Annotated in this window: 16 protein-coding genes; 8 read left to right on the top strand and 8 right to left on the bottom strand. The window is 70.9% G+C overall.

What is annotated here, in order from left to right:
• Window positions 1–30 precede the first annotated feature (30 nt).
• The 3 genes from AB0I45_RS13040 to AB0I45_RS13030 all read left to right on the top strand — a co-directional run bounded on the left by AB0I45_RS13040 (window position 31) and on the right by AB0I45_RS13030 (window position 2,475).
• The gene (locus AB0I45_RS13040; RefSeq protein ID WP_345032516.1) at window positions 31–1,341 is read left to right on the top strand and encodes an MATE family efflux transporter; all 1,311 of its coding nucleotides are present in this window, start codon (window positions 31–33) and stop codon (window positions 1,339–1,341) included.
• A gap of 89 nt (window positions 1,342–1,430) precedes the next feature.
• Window positions 1,431–1,973: a GNAT family N-acetyltransferase gene (locus AB0I45_RS13035; protein WP_137319993.1), complete on the top strand. Its 543-nt coding sequence runs from the start codon at window positions 1,431–1,433 to the stop codon at window positions 1,971–1,973.
• 4 nt (window positions 1,974–1,977) lie between these two features.
• Window positions 1,978–2,475: a hypothetical protein gene (locus tag AB0I45_RS13030; protein WP_345032518.1), complete on the top strand. Its 498-nt coding sequence runs from the start codon at window positions 1,978–1,980 to the stop codon at window positions 2,473–2,475.
• A gap of 399 nt (window positions 2,476–2,874) precedes the next feature.
• On the opposite strand, the gene AB0I45_RS13025 is transcribed toward AB0I45_RS13030, so the two are convergent.
• Complete coding sequence (locus AB0I45_RS13025; protein WP_345032520.1) at window positions 2,875–3,555, bottom strand: alpha/beta hydrolase; 681 nt, start codon at window positions 3,553–3,555, stop codon at window positions 2,875–2,877.
• A gap of 68 nt (window positions 3,556–3,623) precedes the next feature.
• Here AB0I45_RS13025 and AB0I45_RS13020 point away from each other — a divergent pair, with 68 nt between their 5' ends.
• Window positions 3,624–4,025 carry a MerR family transcriptional regulator gene (locus AB0I45_RS13020; protein WP_345032522.1) on the top strand — a complete coding sequence of 134 codons (402 nt, stop codon included), beginning with the start codon at window positions 3,624–3,626 and terminating at the stop codon, window positions 4,023–4,025.
• Between the two features lie 73 nt (window positions 4,026–4,098).
• Here AB0I45_RS13020 and AB0I45_RS13015 read toward each other — a convergent pair whose 3' ends face one another.
• Both AB0I45_RS13015 and AB0I45_RS13010 read right to left on the bottom strand, forming a co-directional pair.
• Window positions 4,099–5,322, bottom strand: a complete 1,224-nt coding sequence (locus AB0I45_RS13015; RefSeq protein ID WP_295689044.1) for a MalY/PatB family protein — start codon at window positions 5,320–5,322, stop codon at window positions 4,099–4,101.
• Between the two features lie 110 nt (window positions 5,323–5,432).
• Window positions 5,433–5,825 (bottom strand): nuclear transport factor 2 family protein, encoded by a 393-nt coding sequence (locus AB0I45_RS13010; RefSeq protein WP_137319989.1) that lies wholly within the window; start codon window positions 5,823–5,825, stop codon window positions 5,433–5,435.
• A gap of 490 nt (window positions 5,826–6,315) precedes the next feature.
• On the opposite strand from AB0I45_RS13010, the gene AB0I45_RS13005 reads away from it, so the two are divergent.
• Complete coding sequence (locus AB0I45_RS13005; protein WP_295689047.1) at window positions 6,316–7,668, top strand: hypothetical protein; 1,353 nt, start codon at window positions 6,316–6,318, stop codon at window positions 7,666–7,668.
• Window positions 7,669–7,749: 81 nt separating this feature from the next.
• Here AB0I45_RS13005 and AB0I45_RS13000 read toward each other — a convergent pair whose 3' ends face one another.
• Window positions 7,750–9,066 carry a M1 family metallopeptidase gene (locus AB0I45_RS13000; RefSeq protein ID WP_360318718.1) on the bottom strand — a complete coding sequence of 439 codons (1,317 nt, stop codon included), beginning with the start codon at window positions 9,064–9,066 and terminating at the stop codon, window positions 7,750–7,752.
• Window positions 9,063–13,097, bottom strand: a complete 4,035-nt coding sequence (locus AB0I45_RS12995) for a Pls/PosA family non-ribosomal peptide synthetase (protein WP_345032529.1) — start codon at window positions 13,095–13,097, stop codon at window positions 9,063–9,065. Before AB0I45_RS12995 ends, AB0I45_RS13000 begins: the two co-directional genes overlap by 4 nt.
• Before the next feature lie 188 nt (window positions 13,098–13,285).
• Between AB0I45_RS12995 and AB0I45_RS12990 the strand changes: the two genes are divergently transcribed.
• The gene (locus AB0I45_RS12990) at window positions 13,286–13,891 is read left to right on the top strand and encodes a 4'-phosphopantetheinyl transferase superfamily protein (protein ID WP_345032530.1); all 606 of its coding nucleotides are present in this window, start codon (window positions 13,286–13,288) and stop codon (window positions 13,889–13,891) included.
• Window positions 13,892–14,091: 200 nt separating this feature from the next.
• Window positions 14,092–15,204, top strand: a complete 1,113-nt coding sequence (locus AB0I45_RS12985; protein ID WP_345032532.1) for a cysteine desulfurase-like protein — start codon at window positions 14,092–14,094, stop codon at window positions 15,202–15,204.
• 45 nt (window positions 15,205–15,249) lie between these two features.
• Here AB0I45_RS12985 and AB0I45_RS12980 read toward each other — a convergent pair whose 3' ends face one another.
• A complete protein-coding gene (locus tag AB0I45_RS12980) occupies window positions 15,250–15,828 on the bottom strand; it encodes a hypothetical protein (RefSeq protein ID WP_345032534.1) in 579 nt (192 codons plus the stop codon).
• A gap of 347 nt (window positions 15,829–16,175) precedes the next feature.
• On the opposite strand from AB0I45_RS12980, the gene AB0I45_RS12975 reads away from it, so the two are divergent.
• Entirely contained in the window at window positions 16,176–18,941 is a 2,766-nt protein-coding gene (locus AB0I45_RS12975; RefSeq protein ID WP_345032536.1) for a cation-transporting P-type ATPase, read from the top strand.
• Between the two features lie 200 nt (window positions 18,942–19,141).
• Here AB0I45_RS12975 and AB0I45_RS12970 read toward each other — a convergent pair whose 3' ends face one another.
• Both AB0I45_RS12970 and AB0I45_RS12965 read right to left on the bottom strand, forming a co-directional pair.
• Window positions 19,142–19,546 (bottom strand): hypothetical protein, encoded by a 405-nt coding sequence (locus AB0I45_RS12970; protein WP_137319984.1) that lies wholly within the window; start codon window positions 19,544–19,546, stop codon window positions 19,142–19,144.
• A 233-nt stretch (window positions 19,547–19,779) separates the two neighbouring features.
• Entirely contained in the window at window positions 19,780–20,802 is a 1,023-nt protein-coding gene (locus AB0I45_RS12965) for an Rv2578c family radical SAM protein (protein ID WP_137319983.1), read from the bottom strand.
• Between the last annotated feature and the right edge of the window lie 415 nt (window positions 20,803–21,217).

Here is a 21,217-nt window from a genome sequence, read left to right as displayed (position 1 = left end):
TCCAGGCGTCCCGGTCCTACGATGGTGGTCATGCGTGCACTCGACCGGGACATCCTCAGGCTCGCCGTCCCGGCACTCGGGGCGCTCGCCGCCGAACCCCTGTTCCTCCTCGCCGACACCGCGATGGTCGGGCACCTGGGGCCCGAGGCGCTCGGCTCGCTCGCGATCGCGAGCACGATCCTCCAGACCGTCCTCGGCCTCATGATCTTCCTCGCCTACGCGACGACCCCGCGCGTGGCCCGCCGGCTCGGCGCCGGTGACACCCCGGGCGCGATCGGCGCCGGCTTCGACGGGATCTGGCTCGCGCTCATCACCTCGGGCGTCCTGCTCGTCATCGGGCTGCCGCTCATCGACACGGCGATCGGCTGGTTCGATCCCACGCCCGAGGTGGCCGCCGGCGCCTCGGCGTACCTCACGATCTCCTGGTGGGGGCTGCCCTTCATGCTCACCGTCGTCGCCGCGACCGGGCTGCTGCGCGGGCTGCAGGACACGCGCACCCCGCTCTACGTCGCCGCCGGCGGCTTCCTCTCCAACATCGGGCTCAACGCGCTCTTCATCTACGGTCTCGACATGGGCGTGGCCGGGTCCGCGCTCGGCACGCTCATCGCCCACCTCGGGATGTGCGCGATCTACCTCGTCATCGCCGTCCGCGCCGCCCGCCGCACCGGGGCCTCGCTGCGCCCGGACTGGGCGGGCGTCATCCGGGCGGCCCGCACCTCGGGCTGGCTGCTCGTGCGCAACGGCTCGCTGCGCGCTGCGATGATCCTCCTCATCGTGCTCGCCACCGGTCTGGGCACCGTACAGCTCGCCGCGATCCAGGTCATCCAGACGCTGTTCAACGCGCTCGCCCTCGTCCTCGACTCGCTCGCGATCGCCGGGCAGGCGCTCATCGGCCTCGAGCTCGGGCACCGCCGGCGGGAGCGGGTGGCGGCGATCAACCGGCGGCTCATCCAGTGGGGGATCGGCTTCGGGGTGGTCGTCGGCGTGCTGCTCGCCGCCGCCTCCCCGGTCCTCGGTGCGGTGTTCACCGGCGATCCCGAGGTCGCCGCCCTCATCGGCACGCTCGCTCTCATCCTCGCCGCCGGGATGCCGATCGCCGGGTACGTCTTCACCCTCGACGGTGTGCTCATGGGAGCCGAGGACGCCCGCTACCTGGCGCTCGCCCAGTTCGGGGCGCTGCTCGGGTACGCGGTCCTGCTGCTCCTCGTGTTCACGCAGTGGTCGACGGTCCACGTGCTGTGGGCGTGCTTCGGGATCGGCTTCGTCGCCTTCCGCGCGATCAGCCTCGGCTGGCGGGTGCGCAACGACGGCTGGATCCGTCGCGCCGAAGCCCGCAGCTGAGAGCGAGCGCGGCCCGCTCGCACGGACCTCGGTCCCGGGCGCGGATACGATGATGGGCGTACTCGCACCCAGTCCCGAGGAGTCCCCGCATGCGCATCGTTCCGGTCCCGTCCGACGGCGAGCACATCCTCCTGCCGTTCCTCGAGCTCTGCTGCAGCTGGTCGATGGACCGCCCGCCCGTCGACGCCGAGGCGATCCGCGCCGACGATCACCTCAACCGCTACATCGAGGGCTGGGGTAGGGTCGGTGACCTCGGCGTCATGGCGCTGGCGGCAGAGCCCGGGGCAGGAGCCGACGGCGACCACGCGCCCGCACCCGGAGCGGAGCCGCGGGCGCTCGGAGCGATCTGGATCCGCACGATGGGGGAGAAGCCCGGCTTCGGCTGGGTCGCTGACGACATCCCCGAGCTCTCGATCGCGGTCCTGCCCGAGGCGCAGGGCGAGGGGCTCGGCCGCCGCCTCCTGCAGACGCTCATCCAGATGGCCGGGCTCACCGGTGTCCGGGCGATCAGCCTCGCCGTCGAGGACGGCAACGGGTCCCGCCACCTGTACGAGGAGCTCGGCTTCGCGGTCATCGGCCGCAACGGGAGCTCCGACGTCATGCTGCTCGACCTCGCGGCGCGCGAGGGCTGAGACCGTGCGGGTCCGCAACCGGCAATCCCGCGACCTCGACCGGCCCGCCGCCGAGGTCGCGGCGCTGCTGTCGACGCTCGGAACCCGGGACGACGGGCTGTGGCCTGTGCACCTGTGGTTCCCCATGCGCCTCGACGGCCCGCCCCTCGTCGGTGCGGCGGGCGGGCACGGCCCGGTGCGCTACCACTGCACGGAGCGTTCACCGGATGCGGTGACCTTCGCCTTCGACTCGATCCTCGGCTCGCGGCACTGGCGCGGCTTCCACCGGTTCGTCGTCGTCCCCTCCGCCCGCGGCAGCCGCCTCGTGCACGACCTCGAGCTCCGCATCGGCCCGTGGCGGCGTCTGCAATGGGCGGTGCTCGTCGGTCCGCTGCACGACGCCGTGCTCGAGGACCTCCTCGATCGCGCAGCTGGGGTCACCGGCCCGCCCCGCTGGTCGCCGTGGTTCCGGCTCCTCCGCCGGGTGTACCCGCGGATCCGGGCGCGCGGGTCCGCCGCGTAGGCGGAGATCCTCCGGCGCGTGCGGCACGGGGGCGCGCGGGGCCGGTCGGTGTGCGAACGATCAGTGTCCGAACGCACGCCGATAGGCGGCGGGGGTGACGCCCATCGCCCGGCGGAGCCGCCGGCATCGCGAACGCACGGGGACGGCGATCCGGTCCGGGTGGGGAGGCCCGCTGCGACGTCCCCGTGGGGACGTCTCAGCGGGGACGTCTCGGCTCACGGCGGACGGTCAGCTCGGCAGGGTCCCGAGCCATCGCCGGAGGTCGAGAGCGAGTTCGGTCGGCGCCTCGAGCTGCACGAGGTGGCCGGTCCCCTGGAAGGTCGTGACGCCGGGCTGCCCGGGGAACCGGCCGGCGAGCTCGGCCGCCTGGGCGACGGGGATCCAGGAATCGTCCGCGCCTCAGCCGATGTGCACCGGGCATCGGGTCTCAGCGAGTCGGGCGACTATGGGCGCGGTGTGGTCCGGAGTGAGTGCGGCGATCTGCCGGTAGAAGGCGACCTGTCCGCGCGGCGAGCACCACGGTCGGGCGAGCTCCTCGACTCGCGCGGGGGTGAGGGTGTCGCCGCCGGCGCCGGAGATGTACTCCCGGACGAGGGCGGCGTGCAGATTCTCCGGAAGTGCGGCGAGCACCTCGTGGTGCTCGGAGACGAGTCGGAAGAACGGCGAGCCCCACGGGTCGAGTGCGACGACATCGAGGAGATAGAGCGAGGCGAAGGCGGCGCCGTCGAGCAGATGGGATCCGAGAGCGACCGCACCGCCGATGTCGTGCGCGACGACGTGGGGTCGATCGAGATCCCAGTGATCGATGAGCGCAGTGAGACGGTGGCGCTGATGGACGAGGTCGACCGGCGGATCGGATCCGCGGATCGACCTCCCGTACCCCGGCATGTCCCACAGGAAGACCCGGAACGACCGTGCGAGCGCTCGGGCCACCGGCAGCCAGGTCTCCGCCGACCACGGTGTCCCGTGGCAGAGCACGACGTCACCGGCGGGGTTGCCGGTCTCGGGCTCGAGCACGGAGGTCGCGATCTCGGTGCCGAGGATCGGGATGCGCTCGGGCGGGGCGGGGAGGTCGGTCATGCGCGCTACGCTAGACCTTCATGTCGACATGAAGGCAAGAGGTGCGGGAACGTGAGGAGCACGGTGTCATGAGGATCGGGGAGGCCGCAGGGCGCCTCGGCGTCGCGACCCACGTCCTGCGTCATTGGGAGGACGCGTGCGGCATCACGCCGGACCGGACCCCTGCAGGGTATCGCGACTATACCGAGGAGCATGTGCGCCGACTGCAGGTCGTCCGATCCTGCCGGTCCGTCGGGCTGGGTCTCGAGGAGATCCGCCTCATCCTGCACCGCGACGAGCAGGGGCGCGACGGCGTCATCGCCGCTCGTCTCGAGGCGATCCGCAGGCAGCGGGCGGAGCTCGACGCCGCGGAAGCGTTCCGCGAGCACGTCCGAGAGTGCCGGCACAACTTCATCACACGGTGCGAGAGCTGTTCCGCCTATGCACTGGCGGACCCCTCTCGTCCCGCGGAACCGACGTCCCCGCTGTGACGTCCGACGCCGTTCGGCAATGGACCAGGACGTCACAGAGGCGACGCATCAGCTCACGGTGGGCCGGCCGGTCTCAGCCGACCGGCCGCACGCGACCCATCCGCTCGACGGCCTCGGTGAGGATCGCCGGTGAGGTGGCGAAGTTCAGCCGGACGTGTTGGGCACCGCCCGTGCCGAACACGTGACCGGAGCTCAGCGCCACCCGGGCCTCGTCGAGGAACAGCTGCGCCGGTCCCGCGAGATCGGACACGACGGCGAGTCCGTCCCGCGCGGCGGGTGCCCCGGCGCCGAGGTAGCTGCAGTCGAGCCATGCGAGGTAGGTGCCCTCGGGCACGCGGAAGCCGGCCTCGGGCAGGTGCTCGGCGACGAGCCGGCGCAGCAGCGTCCGGTTCGCGTCGAGACCCCGCAGCAGCGCGCCGAGCCACTCCTGTCCCTCCCGGAGCGCGACGGTGTGGGCGATGAGGCCGAGGTGGCTCGGGCCGTGGCTGACCTCCTCGGGCATGCGGGCGAGATCCGCGGCGGCCTCCTCCCCGGCGATCGCGAGCGCGGCCTTGAGACCGGCGAGGTTCCAGGCCTTCGACGCCGACATCAGCGCGAAGGCGTCCTCCGACCCCGGCACGCTGAGATAGGGGGTGAAGCGGGCCCCGGGCAGGACGAGCGGGGCGTGGATCTCATCGGCGACCACCCGGACCCCGTGGGTGCGGGCGAGCTCCGCGATCCGCGCGAGCTCCTCCGGGGTGTGCACCGTTCCGGTGGGGTTGTGCGGGTTGCAGAGCAGGTAGGCGGCCCCACGCCCGCCCTGCCTGATCCGGCGGAACGTGTCCTCGAGGACGCCGAGGTCCACCCGGCCGTCCGCACCGAGGGGCGCCTCGACGATCTGCCGGCCGTCATGGGTGACGAAGGCGTAGAACGGCGCGTAGACGGGGGAGTTGACGACGACGGCGTCACCGGGCTCCGTCACCAGCCGGAGCACCTCGACGACTCCCATCATGACGTCGGGGACGATCGCGGTCCGCTCCACGGCCAGGTCGTTCCACGCCCAGTTCTCCGCTGCGAACGCGGAGAACGCCTCGGCGTACGCGGTGCCGACGGGATACCCGGTGTCCCCGGCATCGATGGTGCGGTGGAGGGCCTCGGCGATGGGCGGGGCGAGTCGGACATCCATCTCCGCGACCCACAGCGGCAGCACGTCAGCGGGGTGAGCGCGCCACTTCATGCTCGTCCGCTGCCGGAGCTCATCGAGCCCGAGCTCCTCGAGCGGGTTGGCGACCTGCTGCGCGCGTGACGGATCCATCATTCGAACTGCCACCTCGTTCATCGGAACCGAGCCGCGCGGCTCGCGTGCTCGGACGGAGTCTTCAGCATCGCACTGCCCGCGGGCCGAATCCACTCCGCCGAGTGCAGCGCTCAGTGCGTGATCGTCGTCTGCTGGTAGAAGGTGAGTCGCACCTCGTCGTCGACCAGCCGGTAGTGGCTCGCCATGAGGGCCTCGAACGGGGCAGGGTCCGCGGCGCGCCGTGCGCTCGCCCGGTACACGAGTGCCGCGGAGTCCTCACCGGTCGGCACCACGCGGGCGTCGGTGAGGGTGTAGGAGTCCCAGGCGGGGGAGTCGTCGAGACCGGCGACGATCGTCTCACGGTCGAGCACCATCCCGTTGACGAGGACCATGACCGCCTCCGGCGTCATGAGAGCGCCGTAGAACGCGCCGCCCCGGTGGCTGGACAGGGCGTCCCACCCGCGGTGCTCGAGGGCGAGCAGGGATTCGAGCGCGAGGGGGTCAAAGTGAGTCGGGTCGGTCATGCTCTCATGGTAACGGTCGCACCGCCTCACCGCTGCACGACGCGTCCCCCGGGGACGGCACAGCAGGTGGCGGTTGCGCGTTCGCAGAAGCTGCTCTCGGTTCCTTGCGCTGGAAACTTCGATCGGTCGTTGACAGCACCAGCTTCACTTTCGACGCGATATCTTATTGCGATGACTCTTACCATCTGGGTGAGCGTCTTCTTGCTGAGTTGCATTGGGTGCATAGTGGTGCGTAAGACGGGAGCTGTACGAGACGTGCCAGGGCGGTTGGCGAGCCAACGGCGATCGGGAGCAGCCTCACTGGATTGGAAACTGTACCTGTTTGAAGCGGGGCCAGGTATTTGCAGGTTCGCAATTCTGATAACGCCCTAACCGAAGCCCTAGTTCTGCCCATAGCACCGGTCCGAGGCTTATTACATGTGTCCGTCAACTGCCTCGAATCTAAGCGTCCGTTGAGTGACGCTTGCCGATCTCTAGTATCGTTGGACTTATGAGTTTGACTGTGGTTCTAGGCGCTGGTTTCTCTATCGCTGCATCGGATGGCGTGTTTCCAGCGACCGATGACCTTGGGGTTCGGGTGATGCGCAGGATCCGCGAATCTGGTCGATCCGAGGACGCGGTAAGACCGTTCAGAGGACGCCGTTTCGAATCTTGGTTGTCGCGCTTGGCAGAGCAACAGCCGGATCTGTCGGAATCGGAGAATCTTCGCAATCGAGAGATGTTCTCACTTGTCACATCCGCGATTAGAGAAGTGATTCGTGAATGTCAGGATGAAGTGCTCAAGGGGCAACCATCGTGGTGGCTGCAGCGTCTCATCGGAATTTTGCATTTTCGACAGGCGAATGTCGTTACCTTCAACTACGACGTGATTCCGGAGTTGGTGCTTAAGTATTGCCGACTCTACGACGATCTCGAGCACGAAGCTCAAGCCGAGGATGCGTTGAAGAACATGCCTCTTCCGCCTGAAACGCCGAATCGAGGTCTGGTATTCGGGTTGCCGGCAGCTAAGACGTTTCGATTGATCAAGTTGCATGGGTCGATTGATAACTATTGGGTGCCCGGAGATCTAACGGGGACTACTATTCGGCGGTGGAATGATAATGGACGATTCGGCGCTCCGGGAGTGCCACGTGTGGTGGATCGGAATCAGCTTCTACCTGGACGTGAGCCATTTATAGTACCTCCGGCCGCTGCAAAGTCTTCCTACTACCGGAATCCTCTAACTCGTCAGTTGTGGAAGGACGCGTCGGATGCCATTGGTTCGGCGGCTAATGTGGCGCTGGTCGGCTACAGCATTCCGGCGACGGACCTGGTTTCATCTGGAATGTTTGAAGAGCGACTGTCAAATACTGGTTCCATAGTGACAATTGTGAATCCGGATATCGACGGCCCTAAATTTGCTGTGCAAGAACTGGGGGTTTCGGAGGATCGAATAGTCTCCTACAGGTCCTGTGAGGAATATGTCAATGCTCTGGAATCAGAGATTCGATTGACGCCGGATGATCTAGCAAAAGCCTCTACCGATGAATCGTTGGACCACTCATTGGTCGTGGGTCGTTGGACGTATCCGGAATACGTCGTTGTAGATGGAGTGCCTAATGGAAATCTGAGCGAGGTGCTGCTAAAGCTTGTTCCTCAGAATCAAAGTATCGAGGGCAATGCGCGTGATTGCATGACCGTAGCGAACCTCTTGTCAAGATTTCCGAACTTTGAGCATCTGCGAGTTGAGTTTCCGGACGGTAAGTCGGCGCTTGTCGCGACTGCCGGGATCTGCAATTCGAATGCCGGCGATCAACGATCAATTCTCCTGAAAACGACAGCGATGCCATCCTTGCTCCGGTAGCGGTCGCACCGCCTCACCGCTGCACGACGCGTCCCCGTGGGGACGTCACAGCGGGGACGTCCCGGCAGGCACCGTTCACGCTCACCACTGCACGGGGAGCGGTGGGAGCGGCTTAGCGTAGAGCCAGTCGTGGATGAGCGGCTCGACCGGGCGGCCGCACACCTGTTCCGCAAGCGCGAGGAACGCCTCGGTGGTGACGTTCGCGCCCCGGTACTGCCCGGTCCAGCGGTGGAGGATCCGGAAGAAGTCTTCGTCCCCGATGTGGAGGCGCAGCGTGTGCAGCGTGAGCGCCCCGCGCTTGTACACCCGGTCGTCGAACATGTCAGCGGCTCCCGGGTCGGCGAGCACGAGGTTCTGCGGCAGGTCCGCCAGCCGCACGTGCTGCTCGCGGGCGCGCTGCTGGGCTGACTTCTGGCCCGACTCCTCGGACCAGATCCACTCCGCGTAGCAGGCGAAGCCCTCGTTGAGCCAGATGTCGGACCAGGACTTCGGCGTCACCGAGTTCCCGAACCACTGGTGAGCCATCTCGTGGGCGATGAGCCGTTCGGCGTTCCACGTCTGCGCCAGGTGGTTGCGCCCGAGGATCGACAGGGGCTGCGATTCGAGCGGGATCTCGAGCACGTCGTCGGTGACGACGATCCCGTAGTGCCCGAACGGGTACTCGCCGAACCGGCGCTCGAACACCGTCATCATCGCGTGCTGCTTGGCGAGGATCCGCTGCGCCTGCTGCCACAGGCCCGCACTGCACGCGAGCGTCATCGGCACCTGCGAGGGCACGTGCGAGCCGCTGTCGACGCTCCCGCGCCGGTACTGACCGATCTGCATCGTCGCAAGATAGGTGGCGAGCGGTTCGGCGGACTCCCAGGTCCACGCGGTGCGCCCGGCCCGCCGGCGGGTGTCGACGAGCTCGCCGTTGGATACCGCCGTGTACTCCGAGTCGACGAGGATCGTCACCCGGAACGTCGCCTTGCTGCTCGGATGGTCGTTGCAGGGGAACCACGTCGCCGCGCCCGTCGGCTGGCCGGCCACGAGTACGCCGTCGGTGAGCTCCTCCCAGCCGACGTCGCCCCACGTGCCCATCGCCGGCCCCGGGGTGCCGGAGTACTGGATCTCGATCTCGAGCTGCTCGTCGACGAGGAACTTCTCCTGCGCCCGGACGACGAGCTTGTTCCGCGTCTGCTTGAACCGGTGCCGGCGGCCGTTGACGAGCACCCGACCGGCCGCGAGGCCGACGAGATCGAGCTCGATCGTCCGGGCATCTGCGAGCATCGAACCGCGCAGGGTCGCCTGCCCGGCGAGCCGGTTGGGCAGGATCTTGTAGTCGAGGTGCAGATCGTAGTGCACGATCCGCACCGCGGCCGTCCCCGAGTGCGGGGTGCAGCGGTCGAGCACCGTCACGTCGGACTCCCTTCAGCGGTGGTGGCCGGGGCGGGCGCCTCGGCGGCGAACGAGGACTCCGGCAGCGCGGGCGCATCGACCCACGGCACCACCGGGTTGCCCGTGAAGTAGGCGTCGGCGGGGACGAACTCACCGCGCATGACGAGCGAGGTCGGGCCGACCGTCGACGACCGCCCGAGGGTCGCCGCCGGCAGGATCACGCTGTTGGGTCCCAGCGTCGCTCCGGCCTCGAGCTCCACGGTATCGAGTGCCATCACCCGGTCGTGGAACAGATGGGTCTGCACGACGCAGCCGCGGTTGACCGTCGAACTGTCAGCGAGGTCGACGAGGTCGGCCTCAGGCAGCCAGTAGGTCTCGCACCACACGCCGTGTCCGATCCGCGCCCCGAGCGCCCGCAGGTACCACACGAGCGCCGGCGTGCCGACGGCCGAGCGCGCGAACCACGGGGCGGCGACGAGCTCGACGAAGCAGTCGGCGACCTCGTTGCGCCAGATGAAAGACGACCACAGCGGGTGCTCCCCGGCGCTGACCCGCCCGACGAACAGCCACTTGGTGACGACGGCGATCCCGGCGGTGACCGCACCGGCGAGCATCATCACGACACCGGACAGGGCGGTCATGACGATCGCCGGCCACACCCCGGCAGTCACCGGTCCCGTGCCCGAGGCGCCCGCTGCCGGGCCGGCGCCCGTCACCTCGGCAGCGGCGGTGAGCAGACCGGTGAGGGCGAGGAACACTCCGGCGACGACGACCCCGGCGGTGAGCACCGCGAGGATCCGCAGCGTCTCCCAGGTGCCGCGCAGCGCCTTGAGCCGCAGCGGCGGATCGTAGGTCAGGGATTCGTCGGCGGCGACCTCCGCGCGGCGGAGCTCGACGGGCGGAGAGCCGATCCACGAGCTGCCCTTCTTCGCCTTCTGCGGGGCGGCCGACAGCACCGCGACGAGCGAGTTCGCGCGCACCCGGCGCCCGGCGGCGGCCATCCCGGAGTTGCCGAGGAAGGCGCGCTTGCCGACCTTGGCCCGGCCGATCCGCATCCACCCGTGGCCGAGCTCGTAGGAGGCGACCATGGTGTCGTCGGCGAGGAACGCCCCGGAGGCGATCTGCGTCATGCTCGGCACGAGCAGCACCGTCGAGGCCTCGACCCCGCGGCCCACGCGGGCGCCGAGGATCCGCAGCCACACGGGGGTCAGCAGGCTCGCGTAGAGGGGGAACAGGAGGTCGCGGGCCATGTCCATGATCCGCTCGGTGGCCCACACCCGGAAGCCCATCGCCGAGCGCACCGGGTAGGTGCCCTCGCGCAGGCCGAGCGCCAGTCCGCGCACGGCGAGGACGATGAGGACCGCGGTGCACACGAACCACACGGCGGCGAGCACCGGCGCCCAGGCGAGCAGCGCGAGCGGAGCCGCGAACACCTCGACCCCGGAGACGGCGACCATGAGCGCGAGCCCGGGCACGGCCGCGGCGTAGGGGATCGCGGCGTGGAAGATCGAGCCGACGGCGTAGAACCAGAACGGGGTGTGGCGGCGGCGCGAGGGCGGGTCCGGGAACGTGTTCTTCGCCTTGCCCACACGGGCGGCGGGGGAGCCGGAGTACACCTGGTTCTTCCGCACCTTGCCGGTGACCGCGGAGCCGGGTTCGACGTGGGCGCCTGCCCCCACCCGGGCGCCGGGCATGAGCGTGGAGCGGGCGCCGACGGTGGCGTTCGCGCCGACGTGGATCGGGCCGATCCGCAGCAGGTCCCCGTCGACCCACCAGCCCTTGAGATCGACCTCGGGTTCGATCGCCGCGCCGTCCTCGAGCGTGAGCAGGCCGGTGATCGGCGGGATCGAGTGGAGGTCGGCGTCGCGGCCGATCCGGTTGCCGAGCAGGGTGGCGTAGCGGGTGACCCACGGCGCGGAGGCGACGGACACGGCCGCGGCCTGCTCGGCGATGTGCTCGGCGAGCCACAGCCGCAGGTGGACGCCGCCGGAGCGGGGGTAGACGCCCGGGCCGACCCCGCGCAGGAGCAGGCGCGCGGCCGCCGCGGAGATGAGCATGCGGCCCCACGCGGTGACGAACATGAGGTAGAGCGCGATGACGAACCACCACGGGGTGGTGACGAGCGGCGCACCGAGGGCCCCGGCGACGTTGCACACGACGAGCGTGAGGACGACCCAGCGCATGCCGGAGAGGATCTGCACCGGGATCCCGAGGAGCGTCTGCAGGAGCTGCATCGTGCGGGCGGTGCGGCGCACCCGGCGCGGCCGGCGGTGGACGTTCTCCGGGGCGTCGGCGCCGGTGCACAGCTCGACGAGCGCCCCGAAGCGCGGGTGAGCGTAGATGTCGCCGACGGTGACCTGCGCGTGCTCGGTGCGCAGCCGGGACACGAGCTGGGCGGCGGCGAGCGAGCCGCCGCCGGCGTCGAAGAAGTCGGTGTCCATGCCGGGCGTGCCGCCCAGCACCGCCGCCCACTGCTGACCGATCCACTCCGCGTGCGCGGGCAGGGGGCCGGCCGCCTCGTCCTCGGCGACCGCGGCGAGCGGCCACGGCAGGGCGTTGCGGTCGACCTTGCCCGAGGTCTTCGTCGGCAGCTCGTCGACGATCGTCAGGCGGGGGACGAGCGCGGGCGGGAGCACCCGGCGGAGCTGCTCGGCGTAGGCGGCGAGCAGTGCGGGCTCGTCCGCCGCGGCCGGGCGCTGCGAGGGAGCGAGGTAGCCGATGAGCAGCTGGGTGCCGCTGGGCGTCGTCTTCACCGCGGCCGCACCGCCGGCGATCCCGGGCAGCGCCTGGAGAGCCGAGTCGACCTCGCCGAGCTCGATCCGCCGTCCGCCGAGCTTGACCTGTTCGTCGGCGCGGCCGACGAACAGCAGGCCGGCCGGGTCGTTGACGACGAGGTCGCCGGAGCGGTAGGCGCGGTCCCAGCCGAGGGTCGGCATCGGCGCGTACTTCTCCGCGTCCTTGACCGGGTCGAGGTAGCGGGCGAGGCCCACCCCGCCGATGATGAGCTCACCCGTCGCCCCCTCGGGCACGGGGACGCCCTGGGCGTCGACGACGGCGAGGTCCCAGCCGTCGAGCGGCAGCCCGATCCGCACCGGACCGGTGGCGCCGAGCGGGGCGGCGCACGCGACGACGGTCGCCTCGGTCGGGCCGTAGGTGTTCCACACCTCGCGGGTGCCGTCGGACAGGCGGGCGGCGAGCTCCGGCGGGCAGGCCTCGCCGCCGAAGATCAGCAGCCGCACGTTGTCGAGCGTCTCCGCCGGCCACAGCGCGGCGAGCGTGGGCACCGTGGAGACGACGGTGATGCGGCGGCTCGACAGCCACGGGCCGAGGTCCATGCCGGACTTGACGAGGGCGCGCGGGGCGGGCACCAGGCAGGCGCCGTGCCCCCAGGCGAGCCACATCTCCTCGCAGCTCGCGTCGAAGGCCACCGACAGGCCGGCGAGCACCCGGTCGCCGGGGCCCAGCGGTTCCGCGATGCAGAAGATCCGGGCCTCGGCGTCGACGAACGCGGCGGCCGAGCGGTGGGTCACGGCCACGCCCTTGGGGGTGCCGGTGGACCCGGAGGTGAAGATCACCCAGCAGTCGTCTCCCGGCTCCGGGGCGCGCAGGGCAGGGGTGTCGGCGAGCGGCCGGTCCGTGGTGCGGGTGATCGTCGGGCGGATCTCCTCGCTCGGCGCCGCGGGGTCGGTGACGACCGCGGCGACACCGGCCTCGGAGAACACGGTGCGGGCGCGCTCGTCGGGATCGTCGACGTCGACGGGGACGTAGGCGGCGCCGATCATGAGCACGGAGAGGATCGAGACGTAGAGGTCGAGGGTACCGCTGGAGACGCGGACGCCGACCTTGTCGCCGGGTCCCACGCCGGCCTCGTGGAGCGCGAAGCCCAGAGCGCGCATCTCGGACACGAGCTCCGTGTAGCTCAGGCTGCGGCGGCCGTCGTCGAGCGCGGGCGCCTCGGGATGGGTCGCGGCGACGGAGAGGATGATGTCGATGAGGGTGCGCGGCAGCGGGGTGCGGTGCGTGCCGGGGAACTGCGGGGGGTGGATGCTCACAGGCCTCGTTCTCGATCTCGTGCGAACGGCGATGTCTCACCCGGAGTCTACGTCGGGCAGGTGACGGGGCCCGGAACCCGCGCCGAGGCGTCGGCCACAGCGAGGAGGGGAGGGCGCCGGGTCGGCGATACTGGACCCGACCGCGCGGAGTCGGACCCCAGGGGCGCGCGGGTGGGAAGGAGGATGTCGTGGAGTGGACCATCGAGCAGGCGCCCGACGGCGTCGACCCCGCGCACGCCCTCCTCACCGGTCTCGTCGCCCGCGTGCACTCGGTGTCGGCCGAGGCGGTGCGCATCGAAGCGACCGTCCGCGGCCGGCGGGCCCGGGCCGGCGCCGCCCCGGTGGCAGTGTCGCTGTCCCGGACGGCCGGCTGGGTCGCCGCGGCGTGCAGCGGGCCGGGAGAGCCCGGCAGCGTGGGCATCGACGCCGAGGCGTGGGCCCCGTTCCGCGATTCCGGCACCCGCGCCGGCTCCTTCGCCGATGTCGCGCTCGCGGCGGAGGAGCGGATCTGGTTCCGCGCCGCCGCGGGTGCGACCGAGGCCGAGCGCCTCGCCGCACTGCTGCGCACCTGGGTGCGGAAGGAGGCGGTGCTCAAGGCGCTCGGCACCGGCTTCGACACCGCCCGCGGCGGTCTCGACCCCGCTGCGATCGTCCTCGGCCCGCCCTGGGACCCGCCGACCTGCACGAGTCATCCGGAGGTCGAACTCGCCGACCACCTCGCCGGCGGTGACGATCCGGTGCTCGTGAGCACCGCGCACCGTGCGAGCGGGCAGGCGAGCAGGCAGGCGGACTGACGGACCCGCGGGCCCGACGGCCACCCCTTCCCTCCCGACGTCCCGGCACCTAGCGTGTGAGGCGAGGGCCGGGACCGGGCCGCCCGGGAGAGGAACTCCGCCATGACCTACGACCTCGCAGCCCTGCGCCACGCGTTCCCCGCGCAGTCGAGCAGGATCGCCCACTTCGACGGCCCCGGGGAACCCAGACCCCGGCCGCGGTGGGCCGGGCCGTCGCCTCCACCCTCACCGGGCCGCTGTCGAACAAGGGCGCGGGGATCGACTCCGAGCGCAACGCCCTCGATGCGATGGCCGCGTTCCGGTCCGCGCTCGCCGACCTCGTGTCCTCCGACCCGCTCGGCATCGTCTACGGGCGCTCCGCGGCGACCTTCGCCTACGAGTTCGCCGGGCACCTGTCCCGGGACTGGGGGCCGGGCGACGAGGTCGTCGTCACCCGCCTCGACCACGACTCGAACATCAGTCCCTGGGTGCAGACCGCGCAGCGGACCGGGGCGAGCGTGCGCTGGATCGACCTCGACCCGGACACCGGGGAGCTCGACCTCGAGTGCACCCGCGCGGTGATCGGCGAGCGCACCGTGCTCGTCGCGCTCACCGGCGCCTCGAACCTGCTCGGCACCATCCCACCGGTGCGCGCGGTCGCGGACCTCGCCCACGCCCACGGCGCCCTCGTGTGGGTCGACGCCGTGCACCTCGCCGCCCACGTCCTGATCGACCGGGAGGCGCTCGGCGCGGACCTCCTCGTGTGCTCGCCGTACAAGTTCCTCGGCCCCCACTGCGCCGCGCTCGCCGCCGACCCCGCGCTCCTCGCCGCGATCACCCCGGAGAAGCTCACGCCGCAGACGGACGCCGTACCCGACAGGTACGAGCGCGGCACCCTGCCGTACGAGCTCATGGCCGGGGTGACCGCCGCCGTGGACTTCCTCGCCGAGATCGCACCGGGCCGGGAGACCGGTCGCAGGGCACGCCTCGCCCGGTCCTATGCCGCGATCGCCGCGCACGAGCACAGGCTGCTCGATCGCCTCGAGACCGGCCTGGCGGAGCTCGGGCCGCGCGTCGTGTCGTGGTCCCGGGCCCGGGAACGGACCCCGACGGTGTGCGTCACCCTGCCCGGCCGCGACGTCCGCGCAGCCTACCGGCACCTCGCCGACGCCCACCGGGTGCTCGCCCCGGCCGGGGACTTCTACGCCTGGGAGGCGGTTTCCCGCCTCGGTCTGCTCGACCGCGTGGGCCTGCGGATGGGGATCGCCCCGTACACCGATGAGCGCGACGTCGACCGGCTGCTCACCGGGCTCGAGGACTTCCTCGACGGCTGAGCCGCGCCCGCCCCGCGGGGTGCCGTACGCCGGCCCCGGTGCGGGTCAGCTCCGCTTGAGCCGGCCCATGACGACCCGTTCGGTGAGGCGCAGCACCGCGGCGATCGGGGCGGCCGCGCGCGAGGCGAGGGCCGCTCCCGGCAGCAGCGCGCCGCGGCGCGCGAGCGGCGGGCCGATCTTCGCGAGCAGGGAGATCGCCGCCGGCGCCGGTCGGATGAACAGGGTGATGCGGTCGATGCGGCCGTCCGCGGCGAGATGGAGCCACTGGATCTCCTCGAGATTGGCGCCGTCGAGGGTGTTCGTCCCGTGGAGCACCCAGTCGCGGCCGGAACCGGTGAGCGCGGTGATCTCGATGTCGTCGAGGAGCTCGAACGCGGACTCGAGGACCGCCATGACCTCACCCGGGCCGGTGAACCGGAACCGGTCGGTGAGCGGGGAGACGAGCTCGACGACCGGGGCGAGCTGGGCGCGCAACCTCGCGGTCTCCTGCACACGGTCGGCGGCGACCCACGCGGCGACGGTGTCCGGCGGCAGAACGGGGGAGAGCGGAGCGGGATCAGGCGCCGCGTTCGCGGATCCCGTGGCGGGGCCGGGCTCGGTGGTGCGGCTGGTCGGATCGGTCATGGCGGTCCCTCTCTCCGGTATGCGGCCACGGTAGTCCACGGCCCGCCCCGCGTCACCCGCCCGGCGCGAGGTGCGGTGCACCGGGACCGAGGGGTGCTGTGCGACGGGACGGCGCGTCCCATTCCGGGACACCGGCGAGCAGGCGCACCGGAGTCGGGGCGTAGCATGGACGACAGAGCCGATCCGGACGGGGAAACCGCTGGTCACCACCTCGTGAGCGGTAAGGAACCCTGTCGCCGGGGGCGCCGGGTCGGATGCCGTCCGACCGGTCCCCGAACCGCCCGGTCGGACCCGTACCCGACGCATACCCGGAACCGGCCGGCAGGCCGACCGGGGCAGGAGACCTGATGACCGCAAGCCCGCAGCTGTTCTCCGCCGACCGCCCGCCGCACGCGCTGCCCGAGCAGGACGTGCTCTCCGCTCTCGACACCGACGACTCCGGACTCGATTCGACGCGCGCCGCCGAGATCCTCGCCGCGACCGGCCCGAACGCGCTGCCGCCGAGCGAGCAGGAGACGACGCTGCAGCGGCTGCTGCGCCAGTTCCACGACCCGATGATCTACGTGCTGCTCGCCGCCGCGGTCTTCACCGGCATCCTCGGCGAGGTCATCGACACGATCGTCATCCTCGCCGTCGTCCTCATCAACGCGCTCGTCGGGTTCTTCCAGGAGGGCAAGGCCGCCGATGCGCTCGAGAGCATCCGCTCGATGCTGTCCCTCGACAGCGAGGTGCTGCGCGACGGCGACTGGACCGAGGTCGACGCGGAGGAGCTCGTGCCCGGTGACATCGTGCGGCTGCGCGCCGGCGACAAGGTCCCTGCCGACCTCCGGCTGCTCCGCTCCGTCAACCTCCGCATCGAGGAGTCCGCGCTCACCGGGGAGTCGGTGCCGGCGGAGAAGGCCGTCGACCCGGTCGCCGCGGACGCCGTGCTCGGGGACCGCTCGTCGATGGCCTACTCCGGCACCGTCGTCGCCGCGGGCTCCGGCACCGGCGTCGTCACCGCCACCGCCACCGGCACGGAGATCGGGCGCATCACCACGATGCTCAGCGAGGTCGAGTCGATGGACACCCCGCTCACCCGCTCGATGACCCGCTTCTCCTCGCTGCTCGCGATCGTCGCCGTGGTGCTCGCCGTCGGCATGGTGCTCCTGTCCTGGCTCCTCTACGACCACCCGTGGCCGCGCCTGCTCATGTCCGCGATCGGCTTCGCCGTCGCCGCGATCCCCGAGGGCCTGCCCGCCGTGCTCGCGATCACCCTGGCCCTCGGCGTGCAGGCGATGGCCTCGCGCAACGCGATCACCCGCCGCATGAACTCGGTGGAGACGCTCGGCTCGGTGACGACGATCTGCTCGGACAAGACCGGCACGCTCACCCGCAACGAGATGACCGTGCGCGAGGTCGTCACCACCGCCGGCCGGTTCGAGGTCACCGGCATCGGGTACGCGCCCGACGGCGAGATCCGCGCCGCGGATCCTGCCACCGCGGGCGCCCCGGGTGCCGGCACCGAGGACGCCGCCGCAGGCGGGACGATCGAGCTCGCAGCGCACCCCGGGCTCGCCGCCATCGCCGAGGTGGCCGCGCTCGCCAACGACTCCCGTGTCGTCGAGCGCGACGGGGAATGGGTCCTCAACGGGGAGCCGACCGACGGCGGCATCCGCACCTTCGCCCTCAAGTCCGGCGCCCACCCGCAGGCCGAGCGGCTCGCCGAGGTGCCCTTCGACTCCGAGTACAAGTACATGGCCACCCTCGATGCCGGGGCGGACGGCACCCGGCTGGTCCACCTCAAGGGCGCACCCGACCGGCTCCTCGACCGCTGCGACCGGCAGGGGGACGGCCCCGATGCGGGCACCCCGCTCGACCGGGCCCACTGGGAGGCGGAGATCGACCGGCTCGGCGCCTCGGGCCTGCGCGTGCTGGCCGCCGCCGAACGGCGCGCCGACCCGGGCACCGATGAGCTCACCACGGACGACGTCGATGCGGGCGGCTTCGTGCTCCTCGGCCTGTTCGGGATCATCGATCCGCCGCGCGAGGAGGCGATCGAGGCGATCCGCACCGTGCAGCGCGCCGGCGTTCGGGTGCGGATGATCACCGGTGACCACGCCGGCACCGCGACCGCGATCGCCCGGGAGATGGGGATCGGTGATCGCGCGATCACCGGGGCGGAGCTCGAGGCGAGCACCGACGAGGAACTGCGGGAGATCGTCCGCGAGCACGACGTCTATGCGCGCACGAGCCCGGAGCACAAGCTGCGGCTCGTGCAGGCGCTCCAGGCCGACGGCGAGGTCGTGTCGATGACCGGCGACGGCGTCAACGACGCCCCCTCGCTCAAGCGCGCCGACGTCGGCGTGGCGATGGGCATCAAGGGCACGGAGGCGACCAAGGAGGCCGCCGACATCGTCCTCACCGACGACAACTTCGCCTCGATCGCGGCCGCCGTGGAGATGGGCCGGACGATCTACGACAACCTCCGCAAGGCGATCATCTTCATGCTCCCGACGAACGGCGCGCAGGGTCTCGTCATCCTCGTCGCGATGGTCGCCGGCATGACCCTGCCGATCACCCCGCTCCAGGTGCTGTGGGTCAACCTCATCACCGCGGTGACGCTGTCGCTCGCGCTGTCCTTCGAGCCCTCGGAGCCCGGCATCATGGAGCGGCCGCCCCGGGATCCGCGGGCCTCCCTGCTCGACTCCGAGGCGGTCGTGCGGATCGCCTACGTGTCCCTGCTGCTCGGCGGGGCGACGATCGGGGCGTTCCTGCTCGCGCAGTCCGGTGGGCTCGACCTCGAGACCTCGCGGACGATCGCGGTGCACACGCTCGTCGTCGGGCAGATCTTCTACCTGTTCGCCAGCCGGTTCACCACCGCGTCCAGCATGCGCCGTGAGCTGTTCACGACGAACGGCATCTCGTGGCTGTGCGTCGCGCTGATGATCGGGCTGCAGCTCGCCTTCGGGTACCTTCCGTTCATGCAGGTCGCGTTCGCCACCACCGCCGTGCCGCTCAGCGGCTGGCTGCTTCCGGTGATCGTCGGGGTCGTCGTGTTCCTCACCGTCGAGGTCGACAAGGCCCTGCGGCGGCGCGCCCGGAAGGCCACGGTCGGGGTGAGCACAGCCTGACCCGCGGTTCCCGCCTCGGGACCGGCTCCGGATCGCAAGTCGGGGGCGGATCGGCCCGAGCCGGGACAGGTTCAGACGACACAGGCGGGGCACCCGGAATCCGGGTGCCCCGCCTGTATCGTGCTCAGGGTGCGCTCGTGAACTCGGGCCCGTCGTGCGGCCGCGCTCAGCGCTGCCGTGTCACGGCCGGAGGAGGCGCGTCACTTGCGGCCGAAGATCAGCGCGATCGCGATCGCGGCGAGCCAGGCGTCCTTGGCCAGCGCGGTGCCGTCCTGGCTGGGACGCACACCGTCCTCCTCGGTCATCGCCGGGTTGCGGAAGTACATCGCGAGCATCCCTGCGGCGAAGGTGCCCAGCGCGGCTCCGGCGATGCGCTTGGGGACCATGGGGGCGAGCAGCGCCGCGCCGACCGCGATCTCCCCGTAGCTCACGAACTTCGCGAACTGTTCCGGGGTGAGCTCGCCGAGCTTCGGCACGCCGGAGGCGGCCATGCCCTGGAGACCCTCGGCCATCTCGCGCGGCATGCCGAGCTTGCCGACGCCGGAGTTGAGGATGAAGGCGCCGGGGATGGCGCGGAGCGCGGTGGTGGCGATGCTGAAGCCCATGGGGGTCCCTTCGTCGAATGCGGTCGGTGTCCGTCGAGGCTGCAGAGGCCTTGGTGCGGCCGTGTCCATCAACCCCAACAGCACGCCCCGGCGGGGTATTCCGGGGTTCGAGCCCGCGTGGTCGCTGGGTGCTGGGGGAGTGCGATGGAAACCGCACCGGCGGGCGCAGCCTGCACAGTCTCCGCCCGCCGGTGCAGTTCCTGCTGCAGTCCGTGTTCCGGGTGCAGGCCTCGTCAGAAGAGCGTCGGTGTGAGCGCGGGGGCGGCGGCCGGAACTGCCTGCCGATCCCGGGAGCGTCCTCGCGCGTAGTCGTCGTCCGCCCGCGAACTGAGCCCGTACCGGTCGAGGAGCGGGCCGATCCGCCGGGACAGCTGGGCGCGGTAGGAACGCGGCGCGTGGGAGGAGTGCGCATAGAGGGCGCGGTAGCGGCGGCTCAGGTGCGGGTGCTCACGGTCGATCCAGGCGAGGAACCACTCGCGCGCACCCGGTCGCAGATGGAGGGCGCCGTGGACGACCCGGGTCGCACCGGATGCGGCGATGGCACGCACCGCGGTCTCGAGCTGTGCGGGGGAGTCGGTGAGGTAGGGGAGGACCGGCATGAGGAACACCGTGACCCGGAACCCGAGGTCTGCCGCGGCGCGCACGGTGGCGAGCCGGGCGGCCGTCGTCGGGGTACCGGGTTCCACCATCTGCTGGAGTGCGTCGTCGAACACCGCGATCGACATCGCGAGGTCGACCGGGACGTCCTCGGCGACACGGGCGAGCAGCGGCAGGTCGCGGCGCAGCAGGGTGCCCTTGGTGAGGATCGAGAACGGGGTGCCGTGCGCGGCGAGCGCGTCGATGATCCCGGGCATGAGCGCGTAGCGGCCCTCCGCCCGCTGATAGGGATCGGTGTTCGTGCCGAGCGCCACGTGCTCACCCACCCAGCGGGGCCGCGCGAGCTCGGCGGCGAGCACCTGAGCGATATTGACCTTGACGACGACCTGCGAATCGAAGTCCTCACCCGCGTCGAGGTCGAGGTAGCGGTGGGTATTGCGCGCGAAGCAGTAGACGCAGGCATGCGAGCAGCCGCGGTAGGGGTTGACCGTCCAGGGGAACGGCATGGCGCTGGCCGGCGGGACCTTGTTGAGCGCGGTCTTGGCGAGGACCTCGTGGAAGGTCATCCCGGCGAACTCCGGCGTGCTCACCGTGCGGAGCAGGCCGCGGACGTTGACCATCGCCATCGGATCGAGGACGCTCTGCTGGTTCCACCTCATGGTCGTCCTCCGTCCACCTGCCGCCGCCCTCCTGCTGCCGGGCGCTGTGCGCACCACCGGCGCCTGCATCGTCGGAGCGCGGGGCGCGCTCTGCGCCCGATACAACGATTCGAACACATGTTCTAACGCCGGTCAAGGGGTGAGGAAGGGGCGAGGAAGGAGGGGGCTGCGGTGACGCGGAGGGCGTCAGGTGCACTGAATGACGGAGGTCCGGAATCCCTGTGGATTCCGGACCTACGGTTCCGACACTGTGTCGGAAAAATCTGTCGGGCTAGCGGTGTTGAGTCTCAGTACATCGTCAACACCTGTCTCAATACATAGGGACTGCTGAGGGTTTAGTTGACTTCACGACTGGATAAGTTCCAGGAAGGATGGAAGTCATGCCAAAGATCTACACCGATGAGTTCAAGCAATC

It is taken from the genome of Brevibacterium sp. NPDC049920 (assembly GCF_040656435.1).
GTDB classification, from domain to species: domain Bacteria; phylum Actinomycetota; class Actinomycetes; order Actinomycetales; family Brevibacteriaceae; genus Brevibacterium; species Brevibacterium pityocampae.
This window is presented reverse-complemented; position numbering and strand designations above follow the sequence as displayed.